The following is a 25,637-nucleotide window of genomic DNA, read 5'->3' on the forward strand; positions in this document are numbered from 1 at the left end:
CATTATAGCAAATCCTCCAAATAAATCTACTTTTTTTATTAGATTAAAAATTTAGCATCTCATAAGGTTATTTTGTCCTATAATAATCTCCTATCCAAATAAGGAGTTTATTATGGCAATCATTTTACCCCCATTACCGTTTGAAAAAAATGCGTTGGAACCTTATATCGGTTCTATGACACTAGAATACCACTACGGTAAACATCACAATACCTATGTCGTCAACACCAATAATCTGATAATTGATGCAGAACTCGATACTCTATCTCTCGAAGAGATTATTCTTCAAACCGCTAATGATCCGACAAAAACTTCCCTCTTTAACAATGCCGCACAAGTGTGGAACCACACCTTCTATTGGAACTCCCTCAAACCAAACGGCGGCGGTCTTCCAACAGGTGAAATGGCTAAAAAAATAGATAGTGATTTTGGAAATTATGAAAATTTTGCCAAAGCACTCAAAGAGGCGGCATTGGGACAATTCGGAAGCGGATGGGCCTGGCTTGTTCTAAAAAACGGGAAATTGAGTATTACTAAAACCTCTAACGCCGATACCCCGATAGCGCATGGCGTAAAACCGCTTTTATGTATCGATGTCTGGGAACATGCCTATTATCTGGATTACAAAAACGGCCGTGCCGACTATGCCGATGCAGTGATCAAAAATTTATTAAATTGGGATTTTGCGAATAAAAATTTAGAAGGATAGAGTCTGCCCCGAACGGGGCAAGAGGAGAAAGAGAGTTGCTTAGCTGTTACGCTTTTTGATAATCTCTTCGGCAACGTTACGCGGAACTTCTTCGTAGTGATCGAATTCCATAGAGTAACTTGCACGTCCTTGTGTCGCTGAACGAAGGTCAGTTGAGTAACCGAACATTTCAGACAACGGTACGAACGCATCAACAATTTTGTTACCAGAACGGTCACCCATGTTGTTAACTTGTCCGCGACGACGGTTAAGGTCACCGATAACGTCACCCATGAAGTTCTCAGGAACTTCAACTTCAACTTTCATCATAGGCTCTAAGATTGCTGGGTTAGCTTTACGACAACCCTCTTTGAATCCCATAGAAGCAGCGAGTTTAAACGCCATCTCATTCGAGTCAACCTCATGGTATGAACCATCGTACAATGCAACTTCAACATCCTCAATCGGATAACCGGCAAGGATACCTTTTTGCATAGCTTCTTTACACCCTTTTTCAACGGCAGGAACGTATTCTTTAGGAATAACCCCACCTTTGATTTCGTTGTGGAAGATATAACCAGTACCAGGTACGCCCGGCTTGATACGGAGATATACGTGACCGAATTGTCCACGTCCACCTGATTGTTTCGCGTATTTGTACTCTTGGTTAACTTCTGAACGGATTGATTCACGGTAAGCAACTTGAGGTGCACCGACTTCCGCTTCAACTTTGAACTCACGGAACATACGGTCAACAAGGATTTCAAGGTGAAGCTCACCCATACCGCTGATGATCGTTTGTCCTGTCTCTTCGTCAGTGTGAACACGGAAAGATGGATCTTCCGCAGCTAGTTTAGCTAACGCGATACCCATTTTTTCTTGGTCTACTTTTGTTTTAGGCTCAACCGCAACCGAGATAACCGGCTCAGGGAAGTGCATACGCTCAAGTACAAGACGTTCGCGCTCATCACAAAGTGTATCACCGGTAGTTGTGTCTTTAAGACCTACAACCGCACCGATTTCACCCGCGTAGAGAGATTTGATCTCTTCACGTTTGTTAGCGTGCATTTTAACGATACGTCCGATACGCTCTTTTTTACCTTTGATGGTGTTATAAGCATACGTACCTGATTCAAGAACACCACGGTAAACACGTACGAAAGTAAGCTGTCCAACAAACGGGTCAGTCATAATTTTGAACGCAAGACCGGCGAATGGAGCATCGTCTGTTGATTCAACATCAACTTCAATCTCTTCATCGTCTTCCATAGTCCCTTTGATAGCCGCAACTTCCAAAGGTGATGGTAGGTAATCAACAACCGCGTCAAGAAGAGTCTGAACCCCTTTATTTTTAAACGCAGTTCCACATGTCATAGGAATGATTTCCATTTTAAGACATCCGGCTTTAATCCCGCGCATAATCTCTTCGTTGCTAAGTTCACCCTCTTCGAAGAATTTCTCCATCAAAGTATCGTCACCCTCAGCCGCCGCTTCCATTAGTTGCGCACGGTATTGGTTCGCTTTTTCAACCATATCGGCAGGAATTTCTGCTTCATGATAGTTTGAACCCATCGCAGCATCTTCATCCCAAAGGATTGCTTTCATTTTAACGAGATCGATGATCCCTTTAAACTGATCTTCAGCACCGATTGGAAGTTGAATCGCGATTGGATTCGCTTTAAGACGTGCACGGATTTGCTCTTCTACGTTGTAGAAATCAGCCCCTGTACGGTCCATTTTGTTGACGAAAACCATACGAGGAACCCCGTAACGGTTTGCTTGACGCCATACAGTCTCTGATTGTGGTTGAACCCCACCAACAGCACAGAATACCGCTACAGCACCATCAAGTACACGCATAGAACGCTCAACTTCAATGGTGAAGTCAACGTGGCCCGGAGTGTCGATGATATTGATTTGTTTGCCGTTCCATTCACATGTTGTCGCCGCAGAGGTGATCGTGATACCACGCTCTTGCTCTTGCTCCATCCAGTCCATAGTTGCAGCACCTTCGTGAACTTCACCGATTTTGTGTGATACACCGGTGTAGAACAAGATACGCTCAGTTGTTGTCGTTTTACCCGCGTCAATGTGAGCGGCGATACCGATGTTTCTTACGTCTTCAAGTTTATGGGATCTTGCCATGATAATAGCCCTTAATAGAGTTTATAGTGGATAGGGGAATGATAACCCGAGAGGGTCATCAAAAGGTTACGTATATCTTACCAGCGATAGTGAGCGAACGCTTTATTCGCTTCAGCCATTTTGTAAGTATCTTCTTTACGTTTGAATGCTGTACCTTTATCGTTTGCAGCATCTGATAATTCATTTGCCAAACGCTCTGCCATAGTGCGCTCGTTACGTTTGCGTGCCGCATCGGTTAACCAGCGGATTGCAAGAGATAGTTGACGTACAGGACGAACTTCTACTGGAACTTGGTAGGTCGCTCCACCCACACGGCGGCTTTTTACTTCGATAACCGGTTTGATGTTATCAATCGCAGCGTTAAACACTTCGATACCTGTTTTTTCACCACGTGAACCCATGATATCCAAAGCACCGTACATAATTTTTTCAGCGGTACTTTTTTTACCGTCCCACATAATTTTGTTGATGAACTTTGTCAAAATTTTTGAACCATGAACCGGGTCAGGCATAATTTCGCGAACGGGCGCTTTTCTTCTTCTCATAATGTTTCCTTCAATGTTTTTTCATTTACTCAAAAAACGGTCATCAAAAACCGAATCTTGTCAGACTAGTTGGTTATTTTTTAACCTTAGCTTTTTTCGTTCCGTATTTAGAACGAGATACTTTACGGTCTTTAACACCCGCGGTATCGAGAGCACCACGTACGATATGGTATTTTACCCCTGGTAAGTCTTTTACACGACCGCCACGAACAAGAACGATAGAGTGCTCTTGCAAGTTGTGACCCTCACCACCGATATAACTAATAACTTCAAACCCTGAAGTCAAACGAACTTTAGCAACTTTACGAAGCGCCGAGTTCGGTTTTTTAGGGGTTGTAGTATATACACGAGTACATACACCACGACGTTGTGGGCATGACACCAAAGCGGGTGATTTTGATTTTTTCACTACCGCTTGTCGCTCTTTACGAATAAGTTGGTTGATTGTTGGCACACAATCTCCTTTGTTGAAATGTTCCAGTAGAATTTTAATCCGCTACTTAAAGGGGACTAATAAACGCGCAATAATAGCTAATTTTTGATTAATTTGAGCTTATTTTAAGGAATTTGTAAGAGAGGAAGAGGAAATAGGATTCCCGCCGAAGCGAGAAAGAGACAAAGGTGAACTTAGTCTCCGAAAACCATTCTTTGGTCTTTGTAGATACCGGTACCGACCGGGATGGTACGACCGATGATGACGTTTTCTTTAAGATCAGTCAAGTCATCGATTTTCGCTGAAACTGCCGCTTCGGTCAAGACTTTTGTGGTATCTTGGAACGATGCCGCTGAGATAATCGAGTCAGCACTAACCGCAGCACGGGTGATACCGACAAGGTACGGTTCAGCAATCGCAGGCTCTCCGCCAAGACGAAGAATTTTTTCATTCTCGATTTTGAACTGTGCTTTAGAAACCACATCACCCTCGATGAACTTAGTGTCACCGGAGCGGAGGATTTTGATCTGACGCAACATCTGAGTAAAGATAACTTCGATGTGTTTGTCGGCGATGTTAACCCCTTGACGGCGGTAAACTTGTTGTACTTCACTGACAAGGTAGTTATACAACGCTTTAACACCCAAGATTCTCAAAATCTCGTGTGAGCTGATAACACCGTCGGTCAAACGCTCACCGGCGTGAACGAACTCACCCGGATGAACCAATGCGACAAGGTTTTTATCGACGAAGTACTCTTTAACCATTCCGTTCTCAGAGGTAATCAAAATACGCTCTTTACCACGAAGCGGTTTACCGAAGCTGACAACCCCGTCAAGTTCAGCGATAAGAGCGATCTCTTTAGGTTTACGCGCTTCGAAAAGCTCAGAAACCCGTGGAAGACCCCCGGTAATATCGCGTGATTTTTGAAGTGCTTTCGGCGTTCTTGCCAAGATATCAGCGACTTTTACATCGGCTCTATCTTGTGCGAAAATCGCTGTTTTCGGCTCAACCGCATAACGGATAACCGAACCGTCGTTCGCCGCAAGGACGATCGCCGGTTTAAACTCAGGAGCAACGTACTCATTGATCATCAAACGGGTTTTACCGGTTAGTTCGTCGAATTGCTCAGACGCAGTAATACCAGGGATAATGTCTTCAAATGTGATAACACCATCCGTCTCAGAGATGATAGGATTCGAATACGGATCCCACTCAGCGATAACCGTTGACTCTTCTTTGACCGGTTTAGCAATCAACGTATCCGCTTTTACCGCTTCATTATCGTTGATTTCGATCACAGAACCGCGAGCGATATAGTGACGGATCGCTTCACGATCTTCGCTGTCGGCGACAACGGCAAAGAGACCTTTTTCTTCAACACTGTACCCTTTTGCGATCTCGTGATGACGCTCTAGGTAATCGCCTTTGAGGAGGTAGTATTTGATAACCCCTTTCTCTTTGGCATAGATTTTTTGTGTAATCGGTGCACCGTCTTTGACTTGAATCTCAGAAGCGTACGGAATACGATTCGGTACATTCCATCCGTCTTTGATCGTTTCAACAACGGATTCATCCGCTTTTACAGAAGCGCCTGTTTCATACGGAAGATAGAATTTACCTTCGATTTTACCGCTAACCCCTGCAAGCTCGTTCGGTTTTGCCACTTCATTTTTACGAAGTGTGTAACGCACCGTTTGGCTTTCACCTTTAACGCTTACGATCACTTCGTCATGAATCGTTTGAATCTCAACGGTTCCGTTAAACGGAGCTTTGATTTTCGGTTCTACCAACAAAATAGCGGCATTACGACGATTCGCAACGATTTGTTTACCCTCTTTTGAGAGGTAGGTTTTCATATTGTAATAACGGATGAAACCCTCTTTGGTCGCGATAACTTGACGCTCTTCACGTGTACTTGACGCCGTTCCACCAACGTGGAAGGTACGAAGTGTCAACTGCGTACCCGGTTCCCCGATGGATTGTGCCGCGATAATACCGACCGCTTCTCCGCGTTTAACGATTCCGCCGCTTCCGAGGTTGAGTCCATAACAAAGAGCACATACACCACCCTCAGATTTACATGTTGTCGGAGTACGGATTTGAACCGAACGGATACCCGCTTCGATAACTTTAGAGGCTTTGATCTCATCAATCAAAGTCCCTTCAGAGTAAAGGATCTCATTCGTGATCGGATCAATAGCATCTTCTGCCAATACACGACCGTAAATACGGTCTTCTAACGGCTCGATCAATTCATTACCGACAGAGATATCGGTAAGTTCAATCCCTTCGTGAGTTCCGCAGTCATGCTCAACGATTTTCACGTTTTGCGCAACGTCAACGAGTTTACGCGTCAAATAACCCGCATTCGCTGTTTTAAGTGCGGTATCCGCAAGACCTTTACGAGCACCGTGGGTAGAAATAAAGTACTCAAGGACGTTTAGACCCTCTTTAAAGTTTGAGATAATCGGTGTTTCGATGATCGAACCGTCCGGTTTCGCCATCAAACCACGCATACCGGCTAGCTGACGAATCTGAGCCGCAGAACCACGCGCTCCAGAGTCCGCCATCATAAAGATCGAGTTGAATCCGTCTTTATCGTTTTGAATCAACTCCATCATTCCGCCCGCAACGGTATTGTTCGTATCGGTCCAAACGTCAATGATTTTATTATAACGTTCTTGCTCGGTCAATAGACCCGCTTCGAATTGTTTTTGGATCTCTTTAACACGGTTTTTAGAAGCAACGATCAATCCCGCTTTCATTTCAGGAATAATGATATCGGTGATAGAGATCGATACCCCTGATGCAGTCGCGTACTTGAAACCGAGATTTTTCAAATCATCCAAGAAACCTGCTGTTACAGCGATTCCACCATGCTTATTGACATAGTCAACAAGGATAGAGATATTTTTCTTTTTCATCACAACGTTCCACAATTCTGCCGGTACGAATTCCGGAAGAATCGCCTGAAGAATCATACGTCCAGCTGTGGTGTGAATTACACGCCCCTCAACACGAGTACGAACTTTCGCGTGCAAATCGAGTGCTTTGTGTTCAAGTGCGATCATAATCTCATCAACGTTGCTGAAAAGTTTATTCGATCCTTTCACATCATTTTTACCGAGTGTCAAATAATAAAGACCCAAGACCATATCTTGTGAAGGGGTAGCAATCGCTTTACCCGATGCAGGAAGCAAGATGTTCATCGATGAGAGCATCAATACTTTACATTCTGCTATCGCTTCGGCTGAAAGTGGTACGTGAACCGCCATTTGGTCACCGTCGAAGTCCGCATTGAAGGCGGCACAAACGAGAGGATGCAATTGGATCGCTTTACCGTCGATCAGTTTCGGGTGAAACGCTTGGATCGAGAGTTTGTGCAACGTTGGTGCACGGTTGAGCATAATCGGATAACCCTCAACGATCTCAGCAAGACACTCCCAAACTTCATTGGTTTTCTCTTCGATCATTTTTTTCGCCGCTTTCACGGTGGTCGCATACCCTTTATCTTCGAGTTTTGCAATCAAATGAGGTTTGAAAAGTTCCAATGCCATTTGTTTCGGCAATCCGCACTGATCCATTTGAAGGTTTGGTCCAACAACGATGACCGAACGTCCCGAGAAGTCAACACGTTTACCGAGTAGATTCTGACGGAAACGTCCTTGTTTACCTTTGATGATCTCAGAGAGAGATTTCAACGGACGTTTGTTTGCACCTTTAACAGCGTTTGCACGACGACCGTTGTCAAACAACGCATCTACCGCTTCTTGAAGCATACGTTTTTCGTTACGTACGATAATTTCCGGTGCTTCGAGTTCGATAAGACGTTTAAGACGTTGGTTACGGTTGATTACACGACGGTAGAGGTCATTGACATCCGATACCGCGAATTTTCCGCCATCGAGACTTACCAACGGGCGAAGTTCAGGAGGGAGAACCGGCAATGCAGTAAGCATCATCCACGCCGGATTGTTACCTGAATTCAAAAATGATTCAATAACTTTCAAACGTTTGATAATGGTTTTACGTTTCGCTTCTGAGTTAGTCCCTGCTACTTCTTCTTTCAATGAAGAGAAAAGATCAACAAGATCGAGTTCATCAAGTAATTCACGAACCGCAGATCCACCCATCTCAGCAGAAAAACCGCTGTCTCCGTAGCGCTGTACCAATGTACGGTATTGCTCTTCGTTCAAGACATCGTATTTAAGAACCGATGATGTTTGCTCACCGTCATAGTACGCTTCTCCACCGCTTTTAACGATGTACGCTTCGTAATACAATACGCGTTCAAGGTCTTTCATCTTCACGCCGAGGAGTGTTCCGATACGGCTTGGAAGTGAACTAACATACCAAATATGCGCTACCGGAGTAACAAGATCAATGTGTCCCATACGGGTACGGCGAACTTTTGCCGACGTTACTTCAACGCCACATTTTTCACAAATGACACCTTTGTAACGCATTTTTTTGTATTTTCCGCACAAACATTCGTAATCACGAACCGGTCCGAAAATTTTGGCACAAAACAATCCGTCACGTTCCGGCTTAAGGGTACGGTAGTTGATGGTTTCTGGTTTTTTAACTTCCCCGTGACTCCATGAGAGAACTCTCTCAGGAGACGCGAGTCGAAATTGAATTTGTTTAATATCGACTGGGCGATTCTCTTCTGTTACGGCAACCGGTACTAATTTACTCATCGTCATCCACCTCGTCAAAAATCTCAATATCAAGCGCCAATGATTGGAGCTCTTTCGTTAATACGAAAAGAGTTTCAGGGATACCGGATGCCGGTACACTTTCACCTTTCGTAATTGCTTTATACGCACGTACACGTCCGTCAACGTCATCCGATTTAATCGTCAACATCTCTTTAAGAACGGCAGAAGCACCGTATGCTTCAAGTGCCCATACTTCCATCTCCCCGAAACGCTGTCCGCCGAAGAGTGCTTTACCACCGACCGGTTGTTGAGTAACGAGAGAGTATGGTCCGGTTGAACGAGCATGCACTTTCTCATCAACCAAGTGATGAAGTTTAAGCATATACATGTAACCGACGTTAACACGTTCTTTCATTTGATCGCCCGTTTTACCATCGAACAATACCATTTTACCGTCAGTATCCAATTTAGCCAATTCGAAGAGTTTAGCGAATTCAGCTTCGGTTACCCCTTCGAAAATAGGAGTTGCGAATTTAACCCCTTTTGACCAATCTTGTGCATAGCCAAGGAGAGTTTGATCATCCATCTCACCAAGTACTTTAGCCGCGTTCATAAGACCTGCAACATCGGCGAAAGAGATCATTTTTGCTCTTAATTCACCGATGAACTCTTTTTGTTTCGCTTCAAAAATATCTTGAATTTGGAATCCGAGTTCTTTCCCGACCATACCGAGGTGCATCTCAAGGATTTGCCCGATATTCATACGAGAAGGTACCCCGAGCGGGTTCAAACAAACGTCAACTGAACGCCCGTTTGCCATGTACGGCATGTCAACTTGAGGAACGATCGTAGAGACGATACCTTTATTCCCGTGACGTCCCGCCATTTTATCCCCGACTTTGAGTTTACGTTTTGTTGCAATGTAAACTTTTACAAACTTCACAACACCGTTTGGAAGGATGTCGTCTTTTTCCAAGATAGAGAGTTTTTCTTCGTGTTCGTCACGGAATTTTTTCTTCTCTTTTTGGAAATGGTTTTTCGTTTGGTTGTATTTCTCTTGAATATCGTCGCTAAATGCTTTAACAACGTTATTCATCGCGAAACGGTTAACCTCTTTAAGATCGTCAGCTTTGACGTTTTCACCCGCTTTATACTCGTTGCCATTGATACTTACATCGCTAAGTAACGGATGTTTAGTGAGCAAAGAAACAATGCGAAGCATCTCTTCTTTATCGATCATTAACAAACGATCGTAATGTTCGCGCTCTAACTCGTCGCGTTCTGCTTTTTCAAGCTCAAGAGTACGAGGATCTTTGTCGTATCCTTTTTTCGTGAACACTTTAACATCAACAACAACCCCTTCCATACTTGGTGTACAGTAGAGTGATTTGTTGACCACGTGACCCGCTTTTTCACCGAAGATAGCACGTAACAAACGCTCTTCAGGAGTCGGTTTTACTTCACCTTTCGGAGAAACTTTACCGACGAGGATCATCCCGCCTTGAACATAGGTACCGATTTTTACGATACCGCTGTCATCAAGATGAGAGAGTTCATCGTCACGAACATTCGGGATATCACGAGTGATCTCTTCGACACCGTGTTTGAGTTCGCGAGCTTCCGCCTCTTTTTCATAGATATGAACCGAGGTAAAGGCATCTTCACGGATCATGCGCTCAGACATAACGATCGCATCCTCGAAGTTGTATCCGTTCCATGGCATAAACGCAACCAATGCATTGATTCCCAGTGCCAATTCACCTTGATCCATATTCGGACCATCCGCGATGATTTGATCTTTTGTAACCAATTGACCTTGTTTTACGATCGGTTTTTGAAGGAATGTCGTATTTTGATTGGTACGAAGATTCTTCTGTAACGGATAATAATCGATAAAGGTTCCGTCTTCGTCTTCACCCATCACGTAAATGTGTTTAGAGTCGACTTTCTCAACAACACCGCTACGCTCAGCTTTGACACACTCCCATGAATCACGAGCAACGAGTTTTTCAACCCCTGTTCCGACCATAGGCGCTTCAGGGCGCAACAACGGTACTGCTTGACGTTGCATGTTCGATCCCATCAATGCACGGTTCGCGTCATCGTGTTCAAGGAACGGAATCAAGCTCGCCGCAACACCGACAACCATATGCGGTGTTAAGTCACGTAGTTCACACTCTTTCGGAGATTTGAGAATAATCTCTCCGTCTTGGCGAATTTCAACCAAGTCATCAAGGAAATTACCTTTATCGTCAATACGGCTAGAAGCCGCAGCAATAATTTTTCCCTCTTCTTGAGTTGCTGTCAAATAAACAACTTCTTTGGTTACGACACCCTCTTTGACAACGTTGTACGGAGCTTCGATAAATCCATGCTCGTTCACTTTTGAATAGGTTGCCAACGTATTGATCAAACCGATGTTTTGTCCCTCAGGAGTCTCAATCGGACAGATACGGCCGTAATGAGTCGGGTGAACGTCACGCACTTCAAATCCGGCACGCTCTTTAACAAGACCCCCTTCTCCGAGAGCTGATAAACGACGTTTATGGGTAACTTCCGACAACGGATTTGTTTGGTCCATAAATTGTGACAATTGTCCGCCGCTAAAGAACTCCATAATGGTACTAGTGATCATTTTTGAGTTGATCAAATCGTGCGGCATCAACTCAGTCGTCGGTCCGCTCATTGTAGAGAGTTTATCTTTGATCGCTTTTTGCATTTTGATCAAACCGTTGTGTAACTCGTTTCCGAGTAACTCACCGATTGAACGGATACGTCGGTTACCGAGGTGGTCACGGTCATCGATGTGACCTTGTCCATTTTTAACTTTAATGACGTATTTAACGGTATTGATAATATCTTCGTTGGTCAAAACGGTTACATACTCAGGAACATTAAGCCCAAGTTTGTGGTTCATTTTCATACGACCAACGCGCGTGAGATCATAACGCTCAGGATCAAAGAAAAGTTGATTGACGAATACTTTTGCCGCTTCTTTCGTTACAGGCTCACCCGGACGCATTACTTTATAAATACGGATTGCGGCAAGATCGTTTTCATCTTCAATAATTTCGGTTTGACGAAGCAATTTCAAAGAATCGGTATCGGCAGCAAAAGCATTAATAATTGAGCTATCGTGACCTTCTGCAAGGTCATTCGCGATAATAAACTCTTTAACACCCGCTTCTATCATCTTTTTGAGTTTTGTCTCATCAAGCTGTGCCATAGTGTCGAACATTACTTCGCCGGTAAGTGCATCGATGATCGGCTCAGCCAAATGGCGTTCGATCAATGTTTCGATCGGGTACTGAATAGCAGTAACACCCTCAGCGATCAATTTTTCCGCTTTTTTAGTTGAAAGACGTTTACCTGCTGCAACAAGAAGTTTTCCATCCGCATCAACCAAATCGTATCCAAGGCGTCCCGCAAATTGTTCAGGATCGAAATCCATCAAATATTTGTTCTCTTCGACACGGATTTTTTGCAATGGATAGAACATTTTCAAAATATCTTGTTTGCTGTAACCGAGGGCACGGAACATGATCGTAACCGGTACTTTACGACGCTTATTAATACGCATGTAAAGGATATCTTTCGGATCGTACTCAAAATAGAGCCATGAACCGCGGTCAGGGATGATCTGACCGGTAAAGATCATTTTGCTTCCGGCAGTGGTTGATTCTTCTTCTTTGAAGATAACACCCGGGGAGCGGTGAAGCTGATTAACAACGACACGTTCAACACCGTTGATAACGAACGAAGTACGTTCCGTCATCAAAGGAATGTCACGGATAAAAATCGTTTGTTCTTTGATATCTTTTACACCGGTTTTTTCTTTGGTGTTTTCGTCACGATCCCAAATCATAAGACGTGTTTTCATACGTAACGATACTGAATAAGTCAATCCGCGTTCCATACATTCGCGTACGGTGTACTTAGGGCGTCCTACTTCAGAACCAAGATATTCAAGAGAGAGACGGTTTTGTGAATCATGAATCGGGAATACCGATTGGAATACGCGCTCAATACCGCTTTTGGTACGATCTTTTTGATCTAACATCAAAAATGATTCATACGAACTTTGTTGAAGTTGTAAAAGGTTCGGTACTTCAATTTGCTGGGGAGTTTTCGCGAAATCAACGCGTAAGCGGTTTCCGGAGTGAAGAGTGTTTAACATAGGCTACCTCAATCGAAGTTTTTGATCCCATAGGGATAAGTGCAAAGTCTATGACTCAAGCGTCCTTGAGTCTATAACGACGTATGGGCACTTTACGAAAGGGTTAAAAACCCGCTTCGTAAAGTGCCCTGTGGGAGGTGGAGGCACGGATGCCTCCGATCAAATTTATTTGATTTCGACGGCAGCGCCAGCTTCTTCAAGCTCTTTTTTCGCTGCTTCAGCATCTTGTTTAGAGATACCTTCTTTGATAGTTGTAGGAGCGCCTTCAACTGCATCTTTAGCCTCTTTAAGACCAAGACCTGTCATCGCACGTACTACTTTAATAACGTTGATTTTTTTGTCACCACCGTCTTTCAAGATAACATCGAATTCAGTTTTTTCTTCTGCAGCTTCTGCAACAACAGCAGCACCAGCAACCGCTACCGGTTGAGCAGATACTCCGAATTTTTCTTCGAATTCTTTTACAAGCTCAGAAAGCTCGAGGACAGAAAGGTTTGAGATAAACTCAAGAACGTCTTGTTTTGTAACAGCCATAGTAATTCTCCTATAAGTATTTTTTTTATGCCGATAATAAAATCAGCGGTTTTTCAAAGCAGCGATTATGCTGCTTCTTCTTCTTTTTTGCGTTTAAGCGCATCGAGTCCGATTGTGAAGTTGCGAACTGGTCCCATCCATACAGATGCGAGCATTCCGAGCAACTCTTCGCGTCCCGGTAGAGTAGCGAATGCACGTACTTTTTTCTCATCAGCCGCTTCACCGTCGATGTATGCTTGACGAATAACAAATTTATCATTCGCTTTTGCAAAATCAACAACAGTTTTTGAAGCAGCGATAGCATCAGCGCCCCATACAAAAATGTTAGTATCAACGATATCAATACCGGACATTTCAGCGTTGTTAAGAGCGATAGTCGCAAGTGTATTTTTTACAACTTGAACTTTCGAATCTTTTTCACGTGCAATTTTACGAAGTGCTTCGAGTTCAGACACTGCTAAACCGCGATAATCACACATGATAACTGCTGCAGAAGATTTAAACTCTGAGGTCAATGTATTAACAATCTCAGATTTCTGTGATTTATTCATAGTTTCTCCTTTCCAGACATACAACTTCAAGCGGGGCAGAGTTTTTCTGATTAAGGCCTAAGCCCCCTACTGTCTTCAGTCCATAAGATAAAGACGAAGCATTACTTCGTCCGTTAGCCACTCATTAACGAATGTCTAAAAGCTCTTGTGTTTCAAATTTAATAGCCGGACTCATAGTTAATGAAAGAGCGGCATTTTTGATGTAACGACCTTTAGCCGTTGATGGTTTTGCACGGTTGATAGCACCGACAAACGCTTTAATATTTTCTTCAATTTTATCTGTATCGAAACTCACTTTACCGATACCGGCATGGATGTTCCCTTTTTTGTCAACACGGAAATTTACTTGTCCGCCTTTAACATTGCTTACCGCTTTAGCGATATCCGCTGTAACAGTTCCTGTTTTAGGATTCGGCATCATCCCTTTTGGCCCGAGGATACGTCCTACTTGACCAACAAGTCCCATACAATCAGGTGCAGCAACAACGATATCGAAGTTGATGTTACCCGCTTTGATTTGCTCAACCAAATCATCGCTTCCGACGATATCAGCACCGGCAGCTTTTGCTTCATCCGCTTTTGCACCTTTTGCGAAAACCGCAACACGAACCACTTTTCCTGTGCCGTGAGGAAGTACAACAGCACCACGGATCATTTGGTCAGCGTGACGTGGGTCAACACCAAGATTAAGTGCAATTTCAACGGTTTCGTCAAATTTTGCAGATTTAAGCTCTTTTACGAATGCCGCAGCGTCCGCAACAGAATAGCTTTTAGCCATATCTATTTTTTCACTAAGTTGTTTGTAGCGTTTTCCAGCCATTTGAATTCTCCAATATTAGAATCTGCCGCAAGATTTAGCCTCTTTGCGGTCGAAGAGTAGTGTAGAAATTAATCTACGATATCAACACCCATTGAACGTGCAGAACCGGCGATTGTAGCAGCTGCTGCATCGATGTCATCTGTGTTCATATCTTGAATCTTTTGCTTAACGATTTCCATCAATTGAGCTTTAGTGATTTTACCCACTTTGTTTTTCATCGGATTATCAGTCCCTTTTTTAAGACCAGCCGCTTTCATGATGAGAGCAGATGCCGGAGGCTGTTTTGTGATGAATGAAAACGTTTTGTCCGCATATACAGTAATAACAACAGGGAGTTTAAAACCTGCCTTATCTTTTGTACGCTCGTTGAACGCCTTACAAAATTCCATGATGTTAACACCACGTTGACCGAGTGCTGGTCCAACCGGAGGGGCTGGATTAGCAGCGCCGGCTTGTACTTGCAACTTGATGTAGCCCGTAATTTTCTTTGCCATTTGTGCTTCCTTTTTTTGAGATTAAATTATTTTTTCGACTTGAGTGTACGAAATATCAACCGGAGTACTACGTCCGAAGATAGAGACATTGAGTTTCAACGTGCCGTGTTCGAGATCATACTCATCCACTGTTCCCGTAAAGTTCGCAAACGGACCGTCTACGATACGAACCATCTCTCCGTTATCGAAGAATACTTTCGGTTTCGGAGCGGAACGATTCGTAACACGATCCAAGATCACGGCGATGTCATTCTCGCTAAGAGGCGTCGGCTTATTGGATTCACCGATAAAGCCCGCTACACGCGGAAGCGATTGGATACGGTGCTGAAGATCAATAGAGAGATCCATGTTCGCGAATACGTACCCTGAATACAATGAACGTTCCGTAATTTTCTTCTTACCGTTTTTTACTTCGATAACATCTTCCGTCGGAACGATTACTTCCGTAATAACATCTTCAAGATGATTTTCAGCAATGATATTTTCGATAGCGGCTTTAACACTGCGCTCGCTACCTGCATACGTTTGAATCGAGTACCAACGATGTGCCATGTATTTTCCTTAACTCAAAATTGCCGAAACGGTTGAAGACATGATAAAATCTACCAATGCTAAAAACAATACTACAAACGTAACCACAGCGATAACAGCAATAAATGCTTGTTTAACTTGCGGTTTTGTCGGGAAAATAACTTTTGCAAGTTCCATTTTCGCATTATGAATGGTTTGACTTAATGTGTTTTTCATCTATTTCATCCTCAGGACATTTCCAACGAATAAAGCCCGTAAGCATCATTAGTTGAAGATGGGTGGCAGGCCAGGAGGGATTCGAACCCCCAACAATCGGATTTGGAATCCGGCGCTCTACCATTGGAACTACTGACCTATATATCTATTAGAATCCCCGAGGGGAAACGACTTAAAGTTTTGCTTCTTTATGAACCGTGTGCTCACGGCAAAATTTACAAAACTTACGTACTGAGAATTTCTCAGTGTGAGTTTTTTTGTTTTTAGTAGTGTGATAGTTACGTCTCGTACACTTCTCACACGCTAAATGGATATTTTCACGCATGTTTTACCTTATGATTCCAACCCGAAGGTTGGGGGAAATTATGCAAGGATTTTAGAAACAACCCCAGCGCCGACAGTACGTCCGCCTTCACGGATAGCAAAACGAGTACCCTCTTCCATAGCGATCGGGTGAATCAATTCAGCATTGATTTTCACGTTATCACCAGGCATAACCATTTCAGTACCTTCTTGCAAGGTGATAGCACCTGTACAGTCAGTTGTACGAACATAGAATTGTGGGCGGTAACCGTTGAAGAATGGAGTATGACGTCCACCCTCTTCTTTGCTCAATACATAAATCTCTGCCTCAAATTTTGTGTGAGGAGTGATTGATTTTGGTTTACAAAGAACTTGTCCACGCTCAACATCTTCTTTCTTAGTACCACGGAGAAGAAGACCACAGTTGTCACCCGCTTCACCCATTTCCATCTCTTTACGGAACATCTCAACACCTGTTACAGTTGTTGTTTGAGTGTCACGGATACCAACGATCTCGATAGTTTCACCGATTTTGATTGTACCACGCTCGATACGACCAGTAACAACAGTTCCACGACCAGAGATAGAGAAAACGTCCTCTACCGGCATCAAGAAATCTTTATCTGTTTCACGGATTGGTTGTGGGATATAAGCATCTACCTCAGCCATAAGCTTTTGGATTTTTGCTGACCACTCACCAAGAGTACCAGTTTTTGCTTCTTCAAGTGCACGAAGAGCTGAACCAGCAACGATTGGAGTATCATCACCCGGGAAATCATACATATCAAGAAGTTCACGAATTTCCATCTCAACGAGTTCAAGAAGTTCTTCGTCATCAACCATATCTTCTTTGTTCATGAAAACAACGATGTATGGAACACCGACTTGTTTAGAAAGAAGGATGTGCTCACGTGTTTGTGGCATTGGGCCATCCGCTGCAGAAACAACAAGAATAGCGCCGTCCATTTGAGCAGCACCGGTAATCATGTTTTTAACATAGTCGGCATGTCCAGGACAGTCAACGTGTGCATAGTGACGATTGTTTGTTTCGTACTCAACGTGTGAAGTAGCGATCGTAATACCGCGCTCACGCTCTTCTGGTGCATTATCGATAGCATCGTAATCCATCATTTTTGCGCCGTTTGTTACCGCAAGTACAGCTGTAATTGCTGCAGTCAACGTAGTTTTACCGTGGTCGACGTGACCGATTGTACCGATGTTACAATGTGGTTTTGTACGTTCAAATTTCTCTTTTGCCATAGTGTCCTCCGACTGAATGTGTAAATGAATTTGGAATTATACCAAAAAACAGCTGAAATAGCTTTCAAGCTTTCAAAAAAAATTACAATATTATTACTGGAGCTCACGAGCGGATTTGAACCGCCGACCTCTTCCTTACCAAGGAAGTGCTCTACCCCTGAGCCACGTGAGCATAAAACAATGATAAATATGTATTTTGGAAGCTTAAAAACTATTTTACGTTTTAAGGTAATGATGAAGTAGTAATTATGAAATGTATACTTCAGCTCCCAGTGGAGCGGGAAACGAGACTCGAACTCGCGACATTCAGCTTGGAAGGCTGACGCTCTAGCCAACTGAGCTATTCCCGCAGATGGTGGTGAGAGAAGGATTCGAACCTTCGAAGATAAAAATCAGCAGATTTACAGTCTGCCCTCGTTGGCCACTTGAGTATCTCACCACGGCCATAATCTGGTCTAACACTGATAAATGTAATGCGTTTCCGATTTCATTCAATGGTGCCGGCACGAGGATTTGAACCCCGGGCCTATTGATTACAAATCAATTGCTCTAGCCAACTGAGCTATGCCGGCATTGGTGAAATGGAGCCGAAATTATATACACTCTTTCCTAAAATGTCAAGCGTATTTTAGAGAAACTCATACGATTGTATAAATAACCTCTTTTTTCTTTTTCGTCTCAACAATTTCACTTAAAAATAACCCCTCTATATTCAAGGCCAAGAGTTCTTGAATTGATCGGACTTGATGGATAGCAGCTTCACGCAAAAGGGTTCCGCGATATGCTTTTGCCCAGTGACTTACCACTTTCCCCCCTCTGAGAAATTTCAGAGTGACACTCGGTTTGCTTGGGATATAAAATTTGTCGTAATATCCTGCACGCAAATCTAAAATCTCTTCCTCACCGATCATCTCATTCAATGCGGTACTAAAACCCTCTTTATAATGTTTATCGGGTAGAAACGATCCGATTGAAGCACCTTGCTTAAGTTTGTAATCGGGAATAGAATCGCCCGCACGGATCGGTCCAAAAAGATTGGAGAAAATAATCGTCTGAGTATCAATGTAGTGTTGAGCATCCGATGTTAGCAGCGTATAGGTGAGATAATCATACGCAACCCCATCGTAGCGCTCAATCGCTTTCATAGTGGGTACTGTTGCAAAAGGGTATTTATACCGTCCGTACTCTTTAGCGTCTTTGATCCCGAAGAGTTCATACAACTCCTCTTCAGTCCCTTGTTGTGTCAAGGTCTGATACTGTTCAATGACTGCGAGACGTTTCGGATAGAGCTCAGGAAAAAGGAGGCTTTGTTGAGTGAGCGGAGGAAGTATTCCCCCCTCCCGTTTCCCTTCGCTCGGTGAAAAAAGGATTATCATCAGTAATACGCAGCGATAATGGCATAGCTGAGGAAGAACATCATGTGCGATGCCCCCTCAAAATAGTTGGTTTCCCCCTCATCGGTCGTTTTCCATACCAAAAGAATCGTCAGCAGCAATGCTCCGATTTGAAGCGGATTAAAATCGAGGGTAAGATTGATCCCTGAGAAGTAGGCTAGCATCATCAAAATCGGTACTGTCAGGATAATAGATACAGTAGAAGCCCCCATAGCAATGTTAACGACACGCTGAATCTGATCATTGCGCGCGGCACGAACTGCCGTAAAGATTTCGGGAGAGACACTGATGATCGCAATAACCAATCCGGCTAATCCGGCAGAAATACCATACTCTTTGGCGATATGAACCCCTTCGCCTGCAAAGATTTCCGCCCCGAAAGCAATAATAGCGATAAAAAAGAAAATTACCCCGAAATTAAACGCTGTACTGAGATGTTCAAAAATATAATCACTCGTCTCATTTTCATCGATCTCCGCGTCTTCCTCCTCTTGAAGCTTTCGTTTTAAACGGAAAAAGCGGCTGCGAGCCGTTGCCTTAAAAAAATGGGTATGGGTACGGGTTTGAAAAATAAAAATGATGATATAGAAAAATAGCAATACCCCTGCGATCAAATGGCTGACTTGGGTTAATGATTCACTTCCATGTTCAGTATGGCTCAACAGCCCCGGTACCAACAATGCGCTCGATGCAACAAACAATACGGTACTGTAGGCACTGGAGGTCTCTTTGTTATGCTGCTGTTGTGTATAGGCCAATCCTCCTAAAAACACCGCAAGCCCTAGAAGCACGTTCAAATCGACGATAACCGCCGAAATGATCCCCCCTTTGACCGTCTCCAAGACTTCGGGAGAGTGTTTAACTTCGAGTAAAATAATATAAAGTAAGATAATTTCAACCGCAACGGCACTGAAAGTGAGAACAAAACTGCCATAAGGCTCTTGAAGGCGCTCAGAGAGGATATCAGCCACTTCGGCAACGGTCAGTGAAAGAGCGGCAATACCAACGGCGGCAAACAGTGTCGCCATAAGAGAATCATGCTGAGCATGGAAGATAAAAGCAAGAGCAATAGAGGTGATACCGATAAAGATATCCCAATAGTCTTCAATAAAATAGCGTATCCGCCTGTCCAAGTCTTTATCCTTTAAAAAGAGTAATTTAGAATCATACCATAATCGACAGTATGATTAAATCCACCCTTTTCGTTTAAAAATATATACCGGTAAAATCGATGAAATAATCATCATAAATACGGACACTAAGTAACCGTATTTCCAATGAAGCTCAGGCAAAATATCAAAATTCATTCCGTAAATACTCGCAATCAAGGTTGGAGGGAGGAAAACAACATTGACGATCGTAAACATTTTAATAACTTTGTTTTGTTCAATGCTCAAAACACCTACGAAAATATTTTGGAGATAATCAAGCCGCTCAAAATTAAAATCGGTATAATCGATCAACGATTTGATATCTTTTAACATAACGGTAACATCGTGTTTTAATGCGTGTTTGTATTTACTTGATTTTAAAAATGCACTCAAAATCCTCTGTTTATCATTCAGATTCTCACGAAGCTGCATATTCAAATCTTCTAACGAAGAAATACGTTCCAATATCTCTTCATCCTCATTGGAATAATCGGTCAAAACATGTTTTCGGACACGCGTGATATCTTTTGAGAGTTTTTCAATAATATCCGCATCCGCATCAATCCTGATATCCAAAAGTTGACAAAAAATATCATACCCCGTCTCAAACTGTTTCGGAGTAGCAAAAAACTTTCGATTAAATTCATCAAAAGTATATAAGGTAGTATAACGAATAGAAATTAGCAGATCACGATAAAGGATAAAAGATACGGTCTCATTGTGAGAACTATCAGGTTTAGTTACTAAGAAATAACTATTAATTTCAATTCTATCAGACTCTTCCCAATACCGTGAACTGATTTCAATCTCTTCCGTCTCCTGTTTGGTTGGAAACTTGATATTGAACGTATTTTCGATAAAAATAATCTCATCATACGTCGGTATCAACATATCGATCCATATCACTTTATCGATTACATCACCATCAAGTTCCGACATCGTATCGATAAAAGCTATCGCATTTTCATTACGGACGTAACATTTAATCATTGTATCCCTCCTTTCACAAATCGCTCTTTGTAGGAGCACTTTTGGCATAACTCTTCACTGCAGATCCCCTTGGAAAAACCGTCGGTTATCGCGGAAGAGCGTTTTGATGTCAGAATTTTACCCAAATTTGTCTCTCTAAGGTTACCCAGTTCCATAATCCCCTCTGAGTCCAAGCAACACGGCACTACACGGCCATCTGATAAAATCCCGATTTGTTTACTCAACCCTTGACAATAGCCATCACCAACAATCACATTCTCCAGATTCGGCCATTCAAAATAGCGATCAAAATGGAGCAGTATTTTGGAGGCCAAACGTATTGATTGGCGCTCTCCGCTAATCAAAGAGGCAATCATCCCCTCAGCCAAATCAAAATGACTCTCCAAAAGTTCAAACAATCGTTCATTAAAAGCACTCTCACTTCTCTCATCATCCAAATTCCAAAGTCTCAAATTGATAAAGAAATCGCTATTTGTAGAAAGTTTCTCATCACACAGCTCTAAAATAGGCTCCATATAGTTTTCAAAGGTTCTTGAAACACTATTTTTATTGAAACTGTTGAGCGAAATATTGATCTGCCGAAGAGAAGGGTGAAAAAGGGGTTTGCGACGGATGGAATCGAGATAAAATCCGCTGGTGGTAATCATCACTTTTAATCCGCTGCTTTGTGCAATATCCAAATACTCATTAAGAGTACTCAGCACCATTGGATCACCCATCACATGGAGCGCAATTTCATCCGTATAAGGGGATAACTCTTCGACTACTTTTTTAAAAAATGGGAGTTCCATCGTTGTGGACGGTTTTGTTTTCGGAGGACAAAAACTGCATGAGAGTCCGCAAACATTGGTTATTTCAACATAAGCACGACTGAATTTCATTATAATCCTTTTATGCAAACCTTAGAATTACTCAACCTCACCCTAAACACGAATGATGCGGTCATGCTCTATTTTAGCGCACCCACTTGTAACGTCTGCCATGCCCTAAAACCCAAACTGACCGAAGCCATTATGGAGAATTTTCCCTCTTTTGTCATTGAGAGTATCGACATCTCAGAAACCCCTGAAATTGCATCCCATTTTACCGTTTTTACTATTCCGACAGTGCTAATATTTTTTCAGGGGCGAGAATTTTTGCGGAAAAGCCGACACATGAGTGTCGGAGAAGTTATTTCTGATATCCGCCGACCTTATACCCTTATGGCAGAAAGCTGACAATCCCTGCCGTTACGGCAACATTGAGGGACTCCACTCCGCGATGCATTTCTATCGATACGCTGTGAGTAGAAGCACGCATCACAGCATCGCTGACCCCTTCGGATTCATTACCCAAGACAAAAATAGCGCGAGACGGAATTTTCAGTGTATGAATATCTTCTGTGGCATGCGATGAGAGGGTAATAATTGCCGTATCTCTCAGTCCCAATATCTCAGACAAATCTTCACAATAATAGATCGGTATTTTAAACAGTGTCCCCGCAGACGCTTTCATCACCAGTGGAGAGAGTTTCGTGCTGTTACGGCGAGGCAGTACGATCCCGTCGATCTTACTCGCCGCGGCAGAGCGGACAATCATCCCAAGATTTTGGGGATTGTTAATCCCATCGAGGGCTAAAAGACGAAAGGAGGAGGGGAGATCCGTTTCGATGTTGGTAGCGCTTCGATAATTGCGGGATACCACATCGATAGCAACCCCTTGATCTTGTGCACTGTTTTTAGAGATACGGGATAATGATTCTTTTGTATGGTATTTGATCTCCACACCGCGCATCTCGGCTAACGCCATAATCTCTTCAATCGTCTCATCGGTGCGGTTGCTTTTGGAGAGATGAAGCTTATGGATCTGTACCGCATTATCACGCAACACTTCGACTGCGACGTTGCGACCGTACAGAGTAATCAGCGAATCAAAGAAACGCTTTTTTTCTAAATATTCAGGAGAGTCCTGCATTAGATTTTTGCCGCAACGGCTTCCGCAGTAAATCCGAATTTCTCAAACAGCTTATCGGCCGGTGCACTGGCACCGAATCCCTCCATCGCGACTACCGTATCGGCAAAACGGTACCATTCAAGACCTCTTGCCGCTTCAATAGCAATACGTTTTGTTCCCGTTTTGATAATAGTGTCGATGTAGCTTTGCGGCTGTTCCAACAATAAGTCAAAACAAGGGACGCTCACAACGTTAGCGGCAATTCCACGTGATAAGAGGAGTTCGGCAGATTCAATTGCCAAACCAACTTCAGAACCCGATGCCATCAAGGTCACGGTTGCATCATTACGTTCTACCAATAGGTATCCGCCGTTTTCCACATCTCCGTGAACCGCAGTGGGGAGCAACGGAAGATTTTGGCGTGAACAGACAAAAGCAGATGGTGAGTGTTTCATCGAAAGGGCTTTTTGCCAAGATTTGACATTTTCCACACCATCCGCCGGACGGTAGACGTAGAAATTCGGTAATGCTCTAAACTGACTCAAATGCTCGATCGGCTGATGAGTAGGGCCGTCTTCACCGACACCGATACTGTCATGCGTCCAAATAAAGAAATGCTGAATACCGCTCAACGCCGCAATACGGGCGGATGGTTTAAGATAATCGCTGAAAACAAAGAAGGTTGCACTGAACGGCATAATCGGACCGTATAACGCCATCGCATTCGTAATTGAGGCCATCGCGTGCTCACGGATACCGAAATGGATGTTTTTACCCTTAGGGAAATCACCCATATTGGCAAGTTCCGTTTTATTAGAGGGTCCGAGGTCAGCCGATCCGCCTAAGAATCCCGGAATTGCTTTTGCAATTGCGTTCAGAATAATTCCGTTCGTATTGCGGGTCGCATCCGCTTTTTCGAAACTAGGCCATTGAATACGACTGAAATCAGGGTTCATTAACTGCTCATACGCTTCGTTTTGTTCGACCAACGGAAGCTCTTTGATCCGATGATTCCACTCACGTTCTGCCAAGTCCCCTTTTTCGATCGCGCATCGGAAACGCTCTAGTACATCCGCATCGACAGCAAATGTCGCTTCAGGATCAAATCCTGCGTGCGCTTTAGCGGTTTTAATCACATCATGACCCAACGGTGCACCGTGTGCATGGTGAGATCCTTCCATTTTACCGCCCCCTTTGGCGATAACGGTGTTGGCGATAATAAGTACCGGACGGTTAATCGTTTTGGCTTGCGTCAATGCACTGTCGATTTCATCAAAGTTGTGTCCGTCAATCTCCAAGACTGCCCAGTTTTGAGACTCGAAACGATCCCGCATATTTTCACTGAGACTAAGTTCGGTAGACCCCTCGATCGTAATGCGGTTAGAATCGTAAATCAATACCAGATTATCCAACCCCATATGACCTGCGATGGAGCACGCTTCATAGCTGATCCCCTCTTCCAAGTCACCGTCACCGCACAGACAATAGACATTATGATCGATCAATTCGGCCGTTTCCGAGTTGACTTTGTTTCCGACATACGCAGACGCCATCGCAAAACCGACGGCATTAGCAATCCCCTGCCCTAGCGGTCCTGTTGTGATCTCAATCCCTGCCGTGTGGCCAAACTCAGGGTGTCCCGGAGTTTTGGAATCTAGTTGGCGGAAATTTTTAAGATCATCGATCTCCAACCCGTACCCCCAAAGATAATAAAGGGAATAAATAAGCCCTGTTCCATGACCGCCTGAAAAAACAAGACGATCACGGTTCAGCCATTCCGGATTTTTCGGATTGTGGTTCATGTGCTCTGAGAGAACTACGGCGATATCCGCTAATCCCATCGGTGCGCCCGGATGTCCTGAATTGGCTTGCTGAACCATATCTGCCGCTAAAAAGCGGATTGTATCTGCCATTTTTTGGCGCATTGCATTACTCATTATTTAGTCCTTGTGTCGGTTAATGTAGTGGTTAAGTGTTGGTGACAATTCACGCTGCAAATTCTCATCAAAACTTTCCATTCTTTGTGTTATTTTATCCGCTAGAGTATTCGCTTCTTCCATTGCCGTGTCGTATCCGAGCAACGTAACAAAGCTGTTTTTCGCTTCATCATTATTGGTTGTTTTGCCCGCTTCTTCATCATCTTGCGTCACATCCAAAATGTCATCTTGGATTTGGAACAATAATCCCAAATCTATTCCGAAATCATACAATTCGCTCGCAATGTCATCACGTCCGACAATGAACGCGCCCATTTGAAGAGATGCAGCGATCAGTTTCCCCGTTTTATGAATATGGAGCATCTTCACTTGATCCAATTCGAGGCGGTGATTCTCAAAATGGCAATCAATCGCCTGACCCAAAACCATCCCCGCTACACCGCCGTTATGAGCGAGAGAGCGAACCAATTTGACAATCACACGATCGGAGAGCGGGGCATTGGAGAGTACCTCAAATGCGTAGGTATTAAGAGCATCCCCTGCTAAAATAGCACTCACTTCATCATAGGTTTTATGCAGTGTCGGAATACCGCGCCGTAAATCGGCATTATCCATTGCGGGGAGATCATCATGAATCAAGGAATAGGTATGAAGCAATTCGATTGCCAATGCGACATGGTAAGCACTTTGGGTTAAGAGAGGGTTGTAGGCTCGAACAACCCCTAAAAGGAGAGCCGGACGGAACCGTTTCCCGCCTCCGGTGAGCATTTGACGCAACGATGACTCATAATGGGGATGAAAGCAGGGAACAGTGGGAAGATGTAACCCTAAAAATGCTTCAAACTGCTCCATCTATATCCTACTATTTTTTT

22 protein-coding genes and 5 tRNA genes are annotated in these 25,637 nt (G+C 43.5%); 2 read left to right on the plus strand and 25 right to left on the minus strand.

The genetic code is table 11. The features are described 5' to 3' along the window. Positions 1–112 precede the first annotated feature (112 nt). Complete coding sequence (locus Q8O20_RS08105) at positions 113–709, plus strand: superoxide dismutase (protein ID WP_305530760.1); 597 nt, start codon at positions 113–115, stop codon at positions 707–709. A gap of 39 nt (positions 710–748) precedes the next feature. Here the strand turns inward: Q8O20_RS08105 and fusA are convergent, their stop codons facing one another. The 22 genes from fusA to Q8O20_RS08215 all read right to left on the minus strand — a co-directional run bounded on the left by fusA (position 749) and on the right by Q8O20_RS08215 (position 21,777). Then, complete coding sequence (gene fusA, locus Q8O20_RS08110; protein ID WP_305530761.1) at positions 749–2,833, minus strand: elongation factor G; 2,085 nt, start codon at positions 2,831–2,833, stop codon at positions 749–751. Between the two features lie 77 nt (positions 2,834–2,910). Beyond that, on the minus strand, positions 2,911–3,378 hold the full coding sequence (gene rpsG, locus Q8O20_RS08115) for a 30S ribosomal protein S7 (protein WP_294894170.1): 468 nt from the start codon (positions 3,376–3,378) through the stop codon (positions 2,911–2,913). Between the two features lie 73 nt (positions 3,379–3,451). After that, entirely contained in the window at positions 3,452–3,832 is a 381-nt protein-coding gene (gene rpsL / locus Q8O20_RS08120; RefSeq protein WP_294894172.1) for a 30S ribosomal protein S12, read from the minus strand. A 173-nt stretch (positions 3,833–4,005) separates the two neighbouring features. Beyond that, positions 4,006–8,514 (minus strand): DNA-directed RNA polymerase subunit beta', encoded by a 4,509-nt coding sequence (rpoC, locus tag Q8O20_RS08125; protein ID WP_304741834.1) that lies wholly within the window; start codon positions 8,512–8,514, stop codon positions 4,006–4,008. Then, on the minus strand, positions 8,507–12,652 hold the full coding sequence (gene rpoB / locus Q8O20_RS08130; protein ID WP_305530762.1) for a DNA-directed RNA polymerase subunit beta: 4,146 nt from the start codon (positions 12,650–12,652) through the stop codon (positions 8,507–8,509). Before rpoB ends, rpoC begins: the two co-directional genes overlap by 8 nt. A 165-nt stretch (positions 12,653–12,817) precedes the next feature. Further along, the gene (gene rplL / locus Q8O20_RS08135) at positions 12,818–13,186 is read right to left on the minus strand and encodes a 50S ribosomal protein L7/L12 (RefSeq protein WP_294896204.1); all 369 of its coding nucleotides are present in this window, start codon (positions 13,184–13,186) and stop codon (positions 12,818–12,820) included. Between the two features lie 65 nt (positions 13,187–13,251). Then, on the minus strand, positions 13,252–13,737 hold the full coding sequence (gene rplJ, locus Q8O20_RS08140) for a 50S ribosomal protein L10 (RefSeq protein WP_304741840.1): 486 nt from the start codon (positions 13,735–13,737) through the stop codon (positions 13,252–13,254). Between the two features lie 124 nt (positions 13,738–13,861). Next, on the minus strand, positions 13,862–14,557 hold the full coding sequence (gene rplA, locus Q8O20_RS08145; protein ID WP_299804407.1) for a 50S ribosomal protein L1: 696 nt from the start codon (positions 14,555–14,557) through the stop codon (positions 13,862–13,864). Between the two features lie 68 nt (positions 14,558–14,625). Beyond that, on the minus strand, positions 14,626–15,051 hold the full coding sequence (gene rplK, locus Q8O20_RS08150; protein ID WP_015654570.1) for a 50S ribosomal protein L11: 426 nt from the start codon (positions 15,049–15,051) through the stop codon (positions 14,626–14,628). A 21-nt stretch (positions 15,052–15,072) separates the two neighbouring features. Beyond that, positions 15,073–15,603, minus strand: a complete 531-nt coding sequence (gene nusG / locus Q8O20_RS08155; protein ID WP_304741846.1) for a transcription termination/antitermination protein NusG — start codon at positions 15,601–15,603, stop codon at positions 15,073–15,075. Positions 15,604–15,612: 9 nt separating this feature from the next. Further along, positions 15,613–15,798 (minus strand): preprotein translocase subunit SecE, encoded by a 186-nt coding sequence (secE, locus tag Q8O20_RS08160; protein WP_013461133.1) that lies wholly within the window; start codon positions 15,796–15,798, stop codon positions 15,613–15,615. A 63-nt stretch (positions 15,799–15,861) separates the two neighbouring features. Further along, positions 15,862–15,937: transfer RNA gene (locus Q8O20_RS08165), tRNA-Trp, on the minus strand. A gap of 33 nt (positions 15,938–15,970) precedes the next feature. After that, positions 15,971–16,123, minus strand: coding sequence for a 50S ribosomal protein L33 (gene rpmG, locus Q8O20_RS08170; protein ID WP_013461134.1), 153 nt, complete (start codon positions 16,121–16,123; stop codon positions 15,971–15,973). A 38-nt stretch (positions 16,124–16,161) separates the two neighbouring features. Next, positions 16,162–17,361: an elongation factor Tu gene (gene tuf / locus Q8O20_RS08175; RefSeq protein ID WP_295052837.1), complete on the minus strand. Its 1,200-nt coding sequence runs from the start codon at positions 17,359–17,361 to the stop codon at positions 16,162–16,164. A 97-nt stretch (positions 17,362–17,458) separates the two neighbouring features. After that, positions 17,459–17,533 (minus strand) — tRNA-Thr (locus tag Q8O20_RS08180). Between the two features lie 101 nt (positions 17,534–17,634). Further along, positions 17,635–17,711, minus strand: a tRNA-Gly gene (locus Q8O20_RS08185). A 3-nt stretch (positions 17,712–17,714) separates the two neighbouring features. Then, positions 17,715–17,800: transfer RNA gene (locus Q8O20_RS08190), tRNA-Tyr, on the minus strand. A 56-nt stretch (positions 17,801–17,856) separates the two neighbouring features. Beyond that, positions 17,857–17,933 (minus strand) — tRNA-Thr (locus tag Q8O20_RS08195). Between the two features lie 66 nt (positions 17,934–17,999). Beyond that, positions 18,000–18,737: a YaaA family protein gene (locus Q8O20_RS08200; RefSeq protein ID WP_305530763.1), complete on the minus strand. Its 738-nt coding sequence runs from the start codon at positions 18,735–18,737 to the stop codon at positions 18,000–18,002. Then, positions 18,737–19,888 (minus strand): calcium:proton antiporter, encoded by a 1,152-nt coding sequence (locus tag Q8O20_RS08205; protein WP_305530764.1) that lies wholly within the window; start codon positions 19,886–19,888, stop codon positions 18,737–18,739. The genes Q8O20_RS08200 and Q8O20_RS08205 overlap by 1 nt, the downstream gene beginning before the upstream one ends. Before the next feature lie 54 nt (positions 19,889–19,942). After that, positions 19,943–20,896, minus strand: coding sequence for a magnesium/cobalt transporter CorA (gene corA, locus Q8O20_RS08210; protein ID WP_305530765.1), 954 nt, complete (start codon positions 20,894–20,896; stop codon positions 19,943–19,945). Beyond that, a complete protein-coding gene (locus tag Q8O20_RS08215; RefSeq protein WP_305530766.1) occupies positions 20,893–21,777 on the minus strand; it encodes a radical SAM/SPASM domain-containing protein in 885 nt (294 codons plus the stop codon). The genes corA and Q8O20_RS08215 overlap by 4 nt, the downstream gene beginning before the upstream one ends. Before the next feature lie 12 nt (positions 21,778–21,789). Here Q8O20_RS08215 and Q8O20_RS08220 point away from each other — a divergent pair, with 12 nt between their 5' ends. Continuing rightward, the gene (locus Q8O20_RS08220) at positions 21,790–22,113 is read left to right on the plus strand and encodes a co-chaperone YbbN (protein WP_305530767.1); all 324 of its coding nucleotides are present in this window, start codon (positions 21,790–21,792) and stop codon (positions 22,111–22,113) included. Here the strand turns inward: Q8O20_RS08220 and Q8O20_RS08225 are convergent. Genes Q8O20_RS08225 through Q8O20_RS08235 form a run of 3 tightly spaced genes read right to left on the minus strand, consistent with a single transcriptional unit; the run spans position 22,097 to position 25,617 of the window. Then, positions 22,097–22,849 (minus strand): RNA methyltransferase, encoded by a 753-nt coding sequence (locus tag Q8O20_RS08225; RefSeq protein ID WP_305530768.1) that lies wholly within the window; start codon positions 22,847–22,849, stop codon positions 22,097–22,099. The two genes, Q8O20_RS08220 and Q8O20_RS08225, sit on opposite strands and share 17 nt — an antisense overlap. Beyond that, entirely contained in the window at positions 22,849–24,765 is a 1,917-nt protein-coding gene (tkt, locus tag Q8O20_RS08230; RefSeq protein ID WP_305530769.1) for a transketolase, read from the minus strand. Before tkt ends, Q8O20_RS08225 begins: the two co-directional genes overlap by 1 nt. A 3-nt stretch (positions 24,766–24,768) precedes the next feature. Further along, positions 24,769–25,617, minus strand: coding sequence for a polyprenyl synthetase family protein (locus Q8O20_RS08235; protein WP_305530770.1), 849 nt, complete (start codon positions 25,615–25,617; stop codon positions 24,769–24,771). Positions 25,618–25,637: the final 20 nt, after the last annotated feature.

The sequence above is a fragment of the Sulfuricurvum sp. genome, assembly GCF_030691015.1.
Lineage (GTDB): Bacteria > Campylobacterota > Campylobacteria > Campylobacterales > Sulfurimonadaceae > Sulfuricurvum.

Bases quoted from the DNA above. Each gene is read 5' to 3' on its own strand.
- fusA (WP_305530761.1), bottom strand. From the start codon at position 2,833: ATGGCAAGATCCCATAAACTTGAAGACGTAAGAAACATCGGTATCGCC.
- tuf (WP_295052837.1), bottom strand. From the start codon at position 17,361: ATGGCAAAAGAGAAATTTGAACGTACAAAACCACATTGTAACATCGGT.
- rpmG (WP_013461134.1), bottom strand. From the start codon at position 16,123: ATGCGTGAAAATATCCATTTAGCGTGTGAGAAGTGTACGAGACGTAAC.
- rplL (WP_294896204.1), bottom strand. From the start codon at position 13,186: ATGGCTGTTACAAAACAAGACGTTCTTGAGTTTATCTCAAACCTTTCT.
- rpoC (WP_304741834.1), bottom strand. From the start codon at position 8,514: ATGAGTAAATTAGTACCGGTTGCCGTAACAGAAGAGAATCGCCCAGTC.
- tkt (WP_305530769.1), bottom strand. From the start codon at position 24,765: ATGAGTAATGCAATGCGCCAAAAAATGGCAGATACAATCCGCTTTTTA.
- rplA (WP_299804407.1), bottom strand. From the start codon at position 14,557: ATGGCTGGAAAACGCTACAAACAACTTAGTGAAAAAATAGATATGGCT.
- secE (WP_013461133.1), bottom strand. From the start codon at position 15,798: ATGAAAAACACATTAAGTCAAACCATTCATAATGCGAAAATGGAACTT.
- Q8O20_RS08200 (WP_305530763.1), bottom strand. From the start codon at position 18,737: ATGATAATCCTTTTTTCACCGAGCGAAGGGAAACGGGAGGGGGGAATA.
- rpoB (WP_305530762.1), bottom strand. From the start codon at position 12,652: ATGTTAAACACTCTTCACTCCGGAAACCGCTTACGCGTTGATTTCGCG.
- Q8O20_RS08220 (WP_305530767.1), top strand. From the start codon at position 21,790: ATGCAAACCTTAGAATTACTCAACCTCACCCTAAACACGAATGATGCG.
- rplJ (WP_304741840.1), bottom strand. From the start codon at position 13,737: ATGAATAAATCACAGAAATCTGAGATTGTTAATACATTGACCTCAGAG.
- rplK (WP_015654570.1), bottom strand. From the start codon at position 15,051: ATGGCAAAGAAAATTACGGGCTACATCAAGTTGCAAGTACAAGCCGGC.
- rpsG (WP_294894170.1), bottom strand. From the start codon at position 3,378: ATGAGAAGAAGAAAAGCGCCCGTTCGCGAAATTATGCCTGACCCGGTT.
- Q8O20_RS08215 (WP_305530766.1), bottom strand. From the start codon at position 21,777: ATGAAATTCAGTCGTGCTTATGTTGAAATAACCAATGTTTGCGGACTC.
- Q8O20_RS08225 (WP_305530768.1), bottom strand. From the start codon at position 22,849: ATGCAGGACTCTCCTGAATATTTAGAAAAAAAGCGTTTCTTTGATTCG.
- nusG (WP_304741846.1), bottom strand. From the start codon at position 15,603: ATGGCACATCGTTGGTACTCGATTCAAACGTATGCAGGTAGCGAGCGC.
- Q8O20_RS08105 (WP_305530760.1), top strand. From the start codon at position 113: ATGGCAATCATTTTACCCCCATTACCGTTTGAAAAAAATGCGTTGGAA.
- Q8O20_RS08235 (WP_305530770.1), bottom strand. From the start codon at position 25,617: ATGGAGCAGTTTGAAGCATTTTTAGGGTTACATCTTCCCACTGTTCCC.
- corA (WP_305530765.1), bottom strand. From the start codon at position 20,896: ATGATTAAATGTTACGTCCGTAATGAAAATGCGATAGCTTTTATCGAT.